A 13006-nucleotide genomic window follows, 5' to 3' on the forward strand; every position below is an offset into this window, starting at 1 on the left:
GAATATGAAGAATAAATTCAAAAAAACGGTTTTGCCGATTCTGGCCTTTGCGCTTTGCATGTTCTCTTTTAGCTCGTGCGAGACCACGGACTCATTCACATGCCCATACCTGATTTCCAATCCTCACATTGAGCTTGGAAAGGTTGAGGAAAAATACAATTTTGCGGGGCTTCATTTCGGTCTTTTCAATGACAGCTCGAAGACCGTGGAGCGATTTACCGTCTCGTTTATGCTTTACGATGCAGACGGAAACAATCCTTTTGTCGGATCGAACTGCATAGTATCAAAATGCAACTGGAAGGTACAGCCGGGCGCGTGCACTGATTTTGTACTTGGCCTTGACCAGTATCTTTCGTGCGTGCCCGATGAGCCTTACATCATCGATTACATGTATCTTAGGGAAATCACATACACGGACGGAAGCACTTGGAAAGACCCTTACGGCATGTATTGTGTCAGGGAGGCGTATGAATGAAAAAATCAAGTTTGTTCCTGTGCTTCGTCATGATTCTGTGCCTGTTTTCATCATGCGACGGAAATTTCGGAGCGGAAGAAGGGCCTTCTGTGTTGAACCCGAAAGCCCCGGAAAACACTGACACGAAAGAAAATCTTTCTGATAAAAATAGGGAGACTGAGCAGAAAGATTCTGATTCTGAGGCAGGAGATTCCAATTCAGATGATGAGATGGTAATTCCTTTGAATGAAACTGGCGTATCTGATGAGGAAATTGCTAAATGGACGCTCCTTGTCTACATGGCGGCGGATAATAATCTTGAGGGCGCGGCGATTGCTGATTTCAATGAGCTTGAGAATGCGGATATAGCTTATGATGTGAATGTGCTAGTTCTTTTTGACCGTTCCGAAAACTATGATGCCACGAACGGAGACTGGTCTGACACAAGGCTCTACAGGATTTCAAAGGATGACAGGCTCAACCGTTCCCAGATTGTGAGCGAGCAGCTGGACTGCCCGGAGCTTGGACTTTCTGTCGGAGTGAGAACAGAGCTTGATATGGCAAACCCGTTCACCCTGTCTGGATTCTGTGAATTTTCGAAAAAAAATTTCCCTGCCGAAAATTATGCCCTAATTATCTGGGGGCATGGAACTGGCTGGAGAAACGAGACCGAAAAATCCGTCGTGACCAGGGCTGTCGCAATTGATGATGCTTCCTCTTCCTACATGGCGATTTCCCAGCTGCGCTCCGCCGTGAGTGACGGAATGAAGGAAAAAATTTCCGTCATCGGATTTGACACATGTTTCGGCATGACTCTTGAATGTGCGTATGAACTTTCAGACTGTGCCGACTACATGCTGGGAACGCCGGCTCTTGTTCCTGAAAGCGGCTGGAACTATGCGGAATTTATGAACAATTTCTCCGAAAGCGAAAAAACTCCCGCAGATTTTATTGATTCTGTGGCGGCGCAGTACGAAAAAAGTTTCTGCGATTACGGCTACGCTTCTTTTGTATGCGTCGATTTGCAAAAAGTTCCTGCGTTTGTCCGTACATTTTCTGATTATACGAAAAAACTTGCATCATCCATCAATACAAAGGACTTGCACGATGAGATTTTCGGGATTTTTGAGAAGGGATGTGTTTCTTACTGCTCGACATCATATCCGACTGATTTTTATGTCGATGTCAGGGATTTGCTTTTGAAACTTTCAGCTTATTGTCCTAGCGGTGAAGTCCTTCCAGTTCTTTCGGAAATGCTTGTAAAGGAATGGAGTGCTAGTGGGGAAGGTGCGGCTCCAGGGGTGTTTTTCGGTGTGTACAGAAGTCCCGGAGTTTTGCAAAGCTCCCATCCACAGAATTATCGGAAAGGCTCGCGTGACACGAACCTGGGTCGTTTTGTCCGTGACTGTGACGGCTATGTTCCGACCGAGGACAATTCTGGAAGCCTGCTCGACAAATTGTTTTACACAAATTTCTAAAAAAGGAGATTGATTATGAAAAAACTGTTTTCCGTTATTGCGCTCGTCCTGTCCTTCATGATTTTCGTTCCAGCCCATGTTCGGGCGGACTCGGACGATGATTCTTCCGACTGGTCGGACTGGTCAGACGACTCAGAAGATGATGATGATTCTGACGATGATTCAGATGATGATGATTCTGATGACGACGATGATGACTGGGCTGATGATTATCCTGACTGGGTGGGATGGTTTGACAATGTAGATGATGAAGATGAAGAAGATGATGATGGCCCGATCAGCGAGGAAGAGGCTGCGGCACTGCTTGAGGCGGCTTCTGCCTATAATGATTTCCTTGATGTCCCTAACGGTGACGGAGGTTTTGACCACATTACGATTGATGATGTTTATGATGAAGAAGGAAATTTCATCTACGAGTATACAGGCCCGGGCGACAAAGAGGAGAACGAGGCAATCATTGCGGCAAGTTTTCCTTCTCCCAAAGGCTCTGCCACTGACGCTCCCGGAACTGAGCTTCTTTCAAGGCTGATAGAGGCAAACAAAGCTCTTGAGGAAGCCAGGGGGCGGGGCGAGAATCTTAGCACGATATGGGATTTGGAGGATAAAGTTCGCAGCTACGAGAAAATTCTTGATGATTACTGCGAGAGAATGGGTTTTAAGAGCGAACTTAACGAGAGCAAGACCGCCGGAGTCATAACGAATAAGGAAGGAAAGACAATAAGCTTTGCCGGGGATCCGGTTCTCATAGCAACTGGTGAGTATACAATAGAAGATACTGATTTATCCGTTACAGGAAGAAAGGCATCTTTTTCCGTTGAAAGACATTACTCATCTTGGGATGCCTCAAAAAATAATTACGGAAGCGGATTTTTCGGCCGAGGCTGGAGCTCAAACCTTGAGACAAGAATCATCCGCGGACACTCAGACTTGTATTCAAATGAAATTGCCGCTTGGGAAGAATATCTTTCCGCGCTCGCAGACTATGAGAAGGAAATAAGTTCTTATGCTGACGAGGACTCTGATTGCCGGCCTGTTCTCGATGATATGCTCAGCCTGCTTTCTGAAAAAGAAGCTGAATTCTCAGTGCTGAGAGAGCTTTCCTGTGTCAATGAAAAGCAGAAGGAGCTGAACCGTTATGTTGAGTACGCTTATCCGGGCGAGCTTGCTTCATGTATCGACCATGATACTGTGATTTATGTGCAGGACAACGGAAGCGTGATTGTTTTCAGAAAAAATGAGTTCGGCTCATTTGAGCCTGCTTCTCCGTTCAAAAAATGCAGGGTTGAGCTTTCCGTGCTTGATGACGGTTACAGCGTTTATTATCCTGTGACTGGAGAAAGACGCTATTATTCGGAGATAGGGCTTCCAACATCGTTCACTTTCAGAAATGGCGGCTCTGTCCAATTCTTTTATGACTCTGAAATGAGGATTTCATCTGTCCTCGTTGACGGAAAAAAGATTAGTTTTGCATGGAATGGTCGTAACCTTGAGGCAGTCAGGGACGAATCATCTGCGCTGGGTTTTTCATATTCTTACGCAGAAGGAAAACTTTCCGCTGTCACGGATTCTGACGGAGACACAAGGGGCTTTGAGTATAATCAGGATGGGCTTTTGTCAAAGCAGATAAAGGCAGATTCTTCATATCTTACATTCGCCTATGAACTTTTTGGCGATGAATTTCTTGTTGTAAGGACAACAGATGAGGAAGGAAAAAGCGAGTATTTTTCTTACGATGTCGCGGGAAGAAAAACTACTTACACTGACCATGACGGCATTGTGTCCGTGTTTGACTATGATTCTTTCGGGCGCGTTGTGTCTGCCAGATTTCAGGACGGGGAAAATGTTTCATATCAATATGATGAGAATGGATTTCTGAAAGCAAAGTCCTCATCTGCTGAATCAGTGTCCTTCGCTTATGATTCTTCTGGCAACATGACCGAGAAGATTTACCAGGACGGAACTTCTGACAGATGGGAATATTCAGACGGAAAAATCTTGTCTTTCACGGACAGAGATGGAAATTCGATTCGCTATGTTTATGATTCTGCCATGCGTATTACAGAAGTGTTCTGCGGAACTGAGGAATTGCTTCATTTGGAGTATGATTCTGACTCGAATATTTCGTCTGTAACGGACTGCCATGGAAAAAGGACTTGGTATGAGTATGATGATTCAAACAATGTGACTTCAAAAACAATCATCGACGGAGAAAGCGGAAAAATTTCCGGCTCCGAAAGCTGGAAATATGATTCTGCCGGAAGACTCGTATCACACAAGGACATGCTCGGCAGGGAAAGCACCGTTTCTTACGAAGAGCACAAGATGCGCCTGAACATGAGCGGTGGCCTTGAAATCACGGAAGAATACTCTCCTCGAAAGCTGCTCCTTAAGCGGACTGAAAAAGACTTGCTTACCGGGGAATGTCGCGTTCATTCTTATGAGTACGACAAGGCGCGGCGATGTGTTGCGGAATATGTCTCTGGCATTGATTTTGAAGGAAATTCTTGTGATAAAATCTGCGTGCAGTCTGTTGAGTACAGTGATTCAGGCCGGGCAGAAAAAAACTTCCTTTTCGGCTCGCAATTTGAGCCTGACACAGAAAAAAGCCCTGCAATGAATACAATCCGCGAATATTCTTCAAAACAAACTGCTCAGCCTGACAAAAATGCTTTGCGCGCGTATGATTTGTCCGGGCGGCTCATTTCGGAGGTTCTGAAAAATGCGACCGGAGAGACGATAAAAGAAGACAGCTGGATTTATGAGGACAGAAAAATCACACATATCTCCGCAAAGAAGTATAAGGAAGAATTTCTTCTAAACGCATTCTCTGAGGTGGTCGCATATATTGATGGGCTTGGAAACCAGACCTGTTATGAGCGAGATATTCTCGGACGAATCAAATGCGTAAAAAATCCTTACGGCGAGAAAGTTTTTTATCTTTATGATGAAAACAGCCGGCTTGAAAAAGTTTTATTCCCGGACGGAACATTTTTCAGATATGAATATGACTCTGCCTCAAATTGCGTGAGCCTTTCGGACGGAGCAGGGCTAGTGTGGAAAAAATCTTACAATAAAGCCGGAAATATGACGAGCTTTTCGGAACGACCTTTCTGGACTTTGTTTGAATATGAGTATGATGATTCCCAAAACATTATGGCCATGAGGCAGAACGGACAACTTATCGCCCGCTATGATTATTCTGCGGATGGAAAAACAATAGTCCGGACTGATTCAGAAGGAAACGGATTCTCATATTCGTGCGACGGATTTGGCCGAGTTGTTTCGTTCAGAAATTCCATCGGTGACAAATGCGAGCTTGGTTATGATTCGGAAGGAAAGCTTGTTTCCCAGCGGGATTTCAACGGATTCTTAAAGACCTTCTCATACAATGGGGCTTCCTATTCCGTGAAAGGCTCAGGCGAAAAACCGTTCAGCTATGTCTATGATGCTGCTGGAAATCTTACGGAAGCTTCGTGCGGCGCGGAAAAATTATTCTTCTGTTATGATGCTTCTGGCGCGCTTATCCGTCAGGACGAAGGAAACAAGGACAGCGAGATTCTATATTCTTATGATGATGCCAGAAATCTTGTCGGAATCAAGTCAAAGAACCGTGCGATTACATACACTTACGGAAAAAACGGCGAGATAGTTGAGATGACCGATTCTTTTTCTTCATCTGGCTCGGCTGTGAATGTCCGTGTTCGCTTCGTGTATGACAGGTGCGGCCGTGAGACTCTTCGTGTTTATGATTCTGGTGAGAGCGTCAGGACTTTTTATGACAAGTTCGGCCGAAAAATCCTTACGGCTGGCTACTCTTCCGATTTGTCGCCTGTGTTCGTCGAGGGAACCGTCTTTTCAAAAAAAGGCGAAGTCTGCTGTTCACTTGATTCCAGATTCCTTGTCACTTCGTATCAGTATGATGATTTCGGAAGAATAAAGAAAGTCTCTTATCCTTACAGTGATTCCCTTGAGCGCAAAATGCGCCGTGAGGTTGGGGACGCTGGGCTTTACTGCCTTGATTCGTCTAGGGCTTATGAGCGGGCTTCTTTTGATGATGAAGCCTACGATTCCCTTCAAAAACTTTGCTCGATGATTTCTTTCGGCGCATTGCAGGTGAGCGGCGGAGACTGCGTGATTTCCGAGTCCTATGAATATGACGCAAGGGGAAACATGATCAAAAAAACAAATCCTTATGGCGTTATTTCATATAATTATGATTCTGAAAACAGGCTCGTCTCGTGGGGAAATTCAGGCAGAATCTCTTATGATGCCAACGGAAACATGATTTCCAGAAAAAGCACTTATACGGAAATGAAATGCGATGTTAGTCCTGAAAACAGAATCGAGAGACTTTTTGTGCGCGACCTTCTGGACGGAAGCGAATTTGTCCGCGAATATGAGTATGATGCCCTGGGAAGAAGATGCGCATCGTGGAAATCTGAGTCCGGGATGAGAAGAAATTCCTATCTTGGGGGCGGAATGTTCATTTTCAGCTCTCGGAATGATTTTTCAAGAAGGGTGACTGAGCCTTCATCTGATTATGCCAGAAGCCGTGACGGAAAAGCCCAGAAAAAATCTTCCGAAAGATATGTTTTTATTGATGACAATGATGCTGCCAGCGAATACAAGCGTACAAATTCCACGAAATTCACGCCTGATTCTTATCCGCTTTACGATCCTCGTGGAAATGTATTGTCATGCTTTTCAGAAGGAGTGTCTTACGGGGCAGAAAAATCCGTGCTTATGACTGATTCGGCCGGAAGCTTATGCTCGGAGATTGGATTTGGCGGCCTCTCAAAAAACTTTGACTATGATTTGCATGGGGAGCCTTTGTCGGATTCGCCTGAGTTTGGCTTTGCTGGAAAAAACTTTGACTCGGCAAGCCGTTTGTATGATTTCGGTTTCAGGGATTATGAGCCTTCCTTCGCACGCTTTTGCTCGGTAGACCCCATTCGCGATGGCATAAACTGGTATGCTTATTGTGATGGAAATCCTGTGTCTTTCTTTGACGAGAACGGACTTTATGCCGTCACGATGAAGGAGCAGTATATGCAGGATATGGGAAATGTTCCGCTCGGTGCCACAAGTGTCAATATCATCACTGGTGTAAACAGCAACGGAGTGTCATATCAGATAGATAAGACTGTATATGCTTCTAAAGAAGGATGCCTCGTTACGGCTGCCGCGGAGATTATTTCTGCCCTTAGCGGAGTTCCTGTGACCAACGATTTTATAAACAATTGCAAGTCGAATTTCAACGGTGAGTACATCAGCTGGCAGGGCTTGAATAAAAATTTCGGTCTTGAAAAGCATAATGTCTATACCAGCGGCGAAAAACTGTCGGAACTTAGCAAGGCGGAAAAAATGTATGACCTGCTCTACAGCGACTTCATTGGCCCGCAGCAAAAGGTTGATATGAAGTCAAACGGATTCCGGCCATACAGCGTTGAGAGGGTAGACAGCCTTATGACAAGCCGGAATCTCAGCGAAATAAGGTGCGCAGAAACAATCCGGTCAATGCAGTACATGGACAAGCCTTGTGCCGTAATCGCTCAGGTAGCTTACTCTTCCCATAATGGGGAATATTCCCTGCATTTTGTCGGCCTGACGAATGATGTCCGGACTATTGACGGAAAGCTTGCCGTCGCGATTACCCCCACATCCAAATTCGATACGGCAGGTTCGCTTGGGAACAATCGAAAAGGAGTGGGCTGGACTGTTCTTGACGGAAAAGTTTATGTTCCGCTTGATAAAATAAACCGCATGGACACTGTTGCGAAAAACCATTAGGTAAAATTAATAAAAATGAGAGGTGTATGATGAAAAAGATTTTTCTTGCTGTCCTGTTTTCTTTATTTTCATGTTCTTTATTCGCCCAGTTCATGGAATTCCATTTTCTTCCTGTGTGGAACGGTGAAGAGAATATGAAAATTGCTTATAATATTCCTCCTTTTTTTGAGGAATTTACGCTTCCCGAAGAAAATATGCCGGAAGTCAGCCCTGACCGCTCTTTCAAAGTTAAATTTAACGGTGCGGAGGGTGAAGTTCACTTCATTTTGTTTTCTGATACAGGCGTCGATGAAAAGAATCCAATGAAGGAGCTTGATTTTTGGAATTCGCTCATAATGCAGAACATTGCGGGGGCGGGAAGATTCTCGAAAATGCAGTACAAGGAGCAAGTTGCAAAAGATTTTAAGGCTGATTTATTCGGATTAAGCTGGATTATGCCTGTCTCTTCAAATTTTGCGAGGAATTATAAGTATGCTTATGTAGATTCTTCTTATAAAAAAGGGCGGGGAATTTGCATGAGGGTTTTCCTGATGAATGACACAAAATTTGCCGGCACGGACTTAAATGGAAATGCCGATGCGGATGCTGAGTTTTTCGAATATTATAAGACATTTAGTTTTTGAGTAGATTTATTAATTCTGTCTTAAAAATTTTTATAGACAAAACCAATTTTAAGTGGTAAATTTTATAATAGATTTTGTTATCTTGAAAAGTTTAGCCTTTTCAAGATAATTCTGACATATATTTGGAATTAGGACAGAATTATGCATTTACCTTCAGAGATTATCAAACTTTATTCCTTGATGGGTTCTACAAAGGTATACCAGCCTTTCCTTAAGAACTTTATCCTTGCTGTTTTTGCAGGCGCGTTCATTGCATTCGGAGCCGTGGGAAGTCAGATTGTTTCCTGCGCCGTGACTCCGGTCGCTTTGGGCCGGGCAATGAGCGGCCTTATCTTCCCGGTAGGCCTGATTATGGTAATCGTTGCTGGTGGCGAGCTTTTCACCGGCAACTGTTTGCTTTTTATTCCGGTTCTTGACCATCAGATTTCAATCGGTGATTTTGTTAAGAACTTAGCGATTGTCTACTTCGGAAACATGGTCGGAAGTTTCCTTGTAGCGGCTTTCGTAAACTTCGGTCATGTACTCTCGCTTTATCACGGCGAACTGATAAAGACTGTCGTTACAACGGCTGCCGTCAAGTCTAACATGCCGTTTATCGATGCGCTTATAAAAGGTATTTTGTGTAATGTACTTGTTTGTATCGCTGTTTGGGCGAGCCAGGCATCGGAGGAGTTGAGCGGCCGAATCATCGCTCTTTATCTTCCTATTTTCCTTTTCGTTGTCTGTGGTTTCGAGCACTCTGTCGCAAACATGTACTTCATCCCGGCTGGTATGCTCGCGCAGTATGTCTACGGAGCTGCCGGTCATATCACACTTTTCGGCTTCTTTGTGTCAAACCTGCTTCCTGTAACCCTGGGCAACCTAATCGGCGGTTCGTTCCTTGTAGGCGGCGGATATTACCTCGCATACATGCGGGCAATGCGCGGTTATGAAGACGATTAGGAACCAAAAATCCTTCCATGGATTTTTGAATTCCTGACGAGAATTTTTTTACAAAAAATTCTCGCTTTGCTTTTACGCCGCATCCGTGCGGCGATTTTTTTTTGATTTTTCGGGTTTTCTTATAAAATTTTAATCATTTTCGTTTTGCATAAATCAGGCTTTCGCAAAAAAAATCGGGACGAGGAAGAGAAGTTCCATTTGTCCCGATTTGATTGCTAATTGCTCACTTCTGAGTGCTTATTAATTACAGTGGGATGTTTCCGTGCTTTTTGCAGATTATGTCGCTTGAAGTTTTGCCTTCGAGGAACTTGAAGCTCTGTACAACCTTTGCGCGGGTTTCTTCCGGGTTGATTACAGCCGAAATATAGTCGCGCTGAGCTGCGATTGTCGGAGTCATGAAAGTCTCGCGGTATTCCTGACCTTTCTGTGCTTTGACATTCGGGTCGGCTTCTTTTGCGTACAAGATTCCGATTGCGCCCTCTGCGCCCATTACGGCAATCTCAGCCTTTGGCCATGCGTAAACGAAATCAGCACCAAGATGCTTTGAGCACATTGCGATGTATGCGCCGCCATAAGCCTTTCTGGTGATTACGGTTACTTTTGGAACGCTTGCCTCGCTGTATGCGTACAAGAGTTTTGCACCGTGGCGGATAATTCCTTTCTGCTCTTCCTGCGGGCCAGGGATAAATCCCGGAACATCAACGAAGGTGAGGAGAGGAATATCGTAGCAGTCACAGTAGCGTACGAAGCGTGAGATTTTGTCCGAAGCGTCGCAGTTAAGGACTCCGCCGAAGAAACCTGGGTTGTTTCCGACGATGCCGACTGTTTTTCCTTCGATTTTGCCGAATCCTACCACAGCGTTAGCGGCGAATTCTGGCATGATTTCGTAGAATGTTCCGTCATCGATAACATTTTCGATAACAGCTTTGATGTCGTAGCCTTTTGTGCTTGACTCAGGCAAAACATTCTGGATTTCCTTGAGTTTCTTTGAGCTGAAAGCAAATTCTTTCTTTGCGAACAAGCCTGCTTTTTCTGTCTTTTCAGCGAACGGTGATTTGTCACCGTAGTAGTGCGGGATGTAGTCCAAAAGTGACTTTACTTTTTCGAAACATTCTTTTTCGTTCTGTGCACGGTAGTGCGCAACGCCAGATTTCTGTGCGTGGATTGCAGCTCCACCCAAGTCCTCAGAAGAAATGTCCATGAACATAACCTGTTTTACGACTTTTGGACCTGTGATGTACATCTCGGAGATTTTATCGACTGTGAAAATGAAGTCTGTGAGGCCTGGCGAATAAACCGCACCGCCTGCACATGGACCGACGATTACAGAAATCTGCGGAATAACGCCTGAAGCGCGGACATTCTGCTTGAAGATTTCGCCGTAACCGCAAAGCGCGTCAACACCTTCCTGAATGCGTGCTCCGCCCGAATCGTTTACGCCGATTACAGGGCATTTGAATTCGATTGCCTTTGCGATAAGCTCAGCGATTTTCTCGCCGTGAACTTTACCGAGCGAGCCGCCCTGAACAGTGAAGTCCTGTGAGTAGATTGCGACCTTGCGGCCGTTGATTGTTCCGAAGCCGGTGATTACGCCGTCATAAGGAATGTCTTTTTTGTCCATGCCGAAGTTTGTGCACTGATGACGAGCTGCGGCGTAAATTTCCATAAAACTGTCTTTGTCCACAAGAGCATTGATGCGCTCGATTGCGTGGAGCTTACCTTTAGCGTGCTGCTTTTCAAGATTGTATTCGAAAGCCATGATACACCTCAATTCATTAGAATTAAAGAAAGTGTATAATTCTCACGGAAAAAAGTCAATATGACAAAAAATGTAAAAATGTCATTTTAGATACTTCTCGGCCTCGGTGCTGCCGTATTCTGATAGCAGGAACTCTGCCGCGTCTTTCATGTCTGGCTCGCTTGGAAACCAGCCGTATTTTTCCCTCATAATGGAAGAGGCTTCCTTGATCTTTGAGTTTTCTTCATCCGTGCTGTTTTCCAAAAGCGAGTGATATTCTTCTATAAAATCGCTTGATTTTACGCTGTCGTTTTTGGCATTTCCGTCAATCTGAACGACCCGCCATTTCTTTCCGTCCCAGCGAAGTGTTACGGTGTCGGTTATTTTTTCTATGAAAATCCTTGCCTCGGCCTGATTCACATAATAATATTCTGCCGTGTGAGTGACCTCATCGCCTTTTTTGAGAATCTTTCCGTTTTCCTGAGAGAGCGGGGCAGGGTTGTCCTTTTTCTGCTGGTAATCGCATTTGAGCTTGAAATCTTTTCCGTCAATTTTAAGGTTTGTGACTCCGAGCATCCAGTTTTTTGTGCCCTTTTTGAAAAAAAGCCACTGTTCCGGAGTGACGGTGCCGTTGTCGGGGTGAGCCTGGAGCCTTTGCTTCGAGCCGACATAAAGCGCGCTGATTTTAGAGAGCAGGTCCTTCGTTTTTTTGCCCTTTATGATTTCCTGCAGGTTCGGAACATCGGTCTTGTGAATCATCGAGTACAAAGCATGGGTTGTCTGCTCAGATGTAAGCCCAGCCGTCGTGAGCAGCTTGGCGTTCTGGTCCAGAAATCCTTTAGTAAACCATGTAACTGCCAGAGCTACTGCGGCCGCCACAAGAATCCTGTTTTTGTTCCTTCTTAAAAATCTTTTTGCGCCAAGATAAGACTTTTGCTTTTTTGTGAAAGATGCCCTTGCCGCCGCAAGTTCTGAATCATTTTGCCGTGCGGAGATAATTGTTTCTGAAAGCACTTTTTTGAATTCTTCGGAATCGAATTTCTTTGCGCTTTCTAAAAGCTTTCTTTTTTTGCTCTCAGCCTTTGCGTCTGTAAGATTGCGCTTTCCCGCCATAACCTGAACTGTTACCTTTGCCGAAAGGGAAGAACGAATTGCCTCGCAGATGTTTTTGCTGATACTTGCGTTCCAAAGCTCAGGCGGAATGTAGTTTGAGTCAAAGATGTCTTCCTGCCGCCTGCTTGTGTCCGCTTCCTCGAACGGAAAATGGCCGGACAAAGCCTTGTAAGCGACGATACCGCGCAAAAAGCAAAGCCCCTGAGCGTAATCAAGCCCCTTGTAAAGGTATTTGCCCTGAACTTCCGTGTAAGAATCCTTGTGGTTGAGCGCACATTCTTCGAAAATCTTCGGATTTATAAAAAGAATTGCCGTTTTGGAAGTTTTTTCGTCTGTGGAAATGATGATTCCTCCGCCACCGAGCGTAAAATCTTCTATATAATTGCCGTCTCGTGAGAAAATCTCCGGGCTTTTAATCAGAAAATCAACTGTCCGTGAGAAATGTGTGAGCGAAAGAATATCGCCGGCAGAAAGACTTGGCTTTTCGAGAATATCCGAAAGCAGCTCACCTGAAAACGGCTTCCCCTCAAAGACCGTGATTCCGTCCTCGCCGGCTTTTGTTCCCTCAAAGAAATAGTCTTCGATTTTAATAATATCTCCGTCAACATGGAGAATCAGGCTTTTTTCCCTTAAAAGCGTGTTCAAATCAGTTTTTGAAAAAGAATCCTGCGGAAGTCCGGAAGAGAGTGTAAGTGCGTTTTCTGTGAGTTTTACGATATCCATATAATGAATTTAGCGAGAAAAGACGAGAAAAGCAAGGAAAATCAATTTGGGACGATAAGCCTAATATACAATACCAGGACAATGCTGTTTTATCACTGAGCCACGCATCAATATCTGTCCTGATTTTTTTCCCATAAAAATAGAT

The 13006-nt window shown here is 44.7% G+C and carries 7 protein-coding genes; 5 read left to right on the plus strand and 2 right to left on the minus strand.

Going from position 1 to position 13006, the window contains the following annotated elements:
- Positions 1–4 precede the first annotated feature (4 nt).
- From IJJ71_RS09160 to IJJ71_RS09180, 5 genes are all read left to right on the plus strand, one after another.
- Entirely contained in the window at positions 5–475 is a 471-nt protein-coding gene (locus IJJ71_RS09160) for a hypothetical protein (protein ID WP_296846528.1), read from the plus strand.
- The gene (locus tag IJJ71_RS09165; RefSeq protein ID WP_296846529.1) at positions 472–1932 is read left to right on the plus strand and encodes a clostripain-related cysteine peptidase; all 1461 of its coding nucleotides are present in this window, start codon (positions 472–474) and stop codon (positions 1930–1932) included. The genes IJJ71_RS09160 and IJJ71_RS09165 overlap by 4 nt, the downstream gene beginning before the upstream one ends.
- 15 nt (positions 1933–1947) lie before the next feature.
- Positions 1948–7722, plus strand: coding sequence for an RHS repeat-associated core domain-containing protein (locus IJJ71_RS09170; protein WP_296846530.1), 5775 nt, complete (start codon positions 1948–1950; stop codon positions 7720–7722).
- Positions 7723–7748: 26 nt separating this feature from the next.
- Positions 7749–8345: a hypothetical protein gene (locus IJJ71_RS09175; RefSeq protein ID WP_296846531.1), complete on the plus strand. Its 597-nt coding sequence runs from the start codon at positions 7749–7751 to the stop codon at positions 8343–8345.
- Between the two features lie 141 nt (positions 8346–8486).
- Positions 8487–9287 carry a formate/nitrite transporter family protein gene (locus IJJ71_RS09180; RefSeq protein ID WP_296846532.1) on the plus strand — a complete coding sequence of 267 codons (801 nt, stop codon included), beginning with the start codon at positions 8487–8489 and terminating at the stop codon, positions 9285–9287.
- A 244-nt stretch (positions 9288–9531) separates the two neighbouring features.
- Here the strand turns inward: IJJ71_RS09180 and IJJ71_RS09185 are convergent, their stop codons facing one another.
- Positions 9532–11046 (minus strand): acyl-CoA carboxylase subunit beta, encoded by a 1515-nt coding sequence (locus IJJ71_RS09185; RefSeq protein WP_296846533.1) that lies wholly within the window; start codon positions 11044–11046, stop codon positions 9532–9534.
- Positions 11047–11127: 81 nt separating this feature from the next.
- Positions 11128–12861, minus strand: a complete 1734-nt coding sequence (locus IJJ71_RS09190) for a protein kinase family protein (RefSeq protein WP_296846534.1) — start codon at positions 12859–12861, stop codon at positions 11128–11130.
- Positions 12862–13006 lie beyond the last annotated feature (145 nt).

Source organism: Treponema sp., from assembly GCF_017430385.1.
Classification (GTDB): domain Bacteria; phylum Spirochaetota; class Spirochaetia; order Treponematales; family Treponemataceae; genus Treponema_D.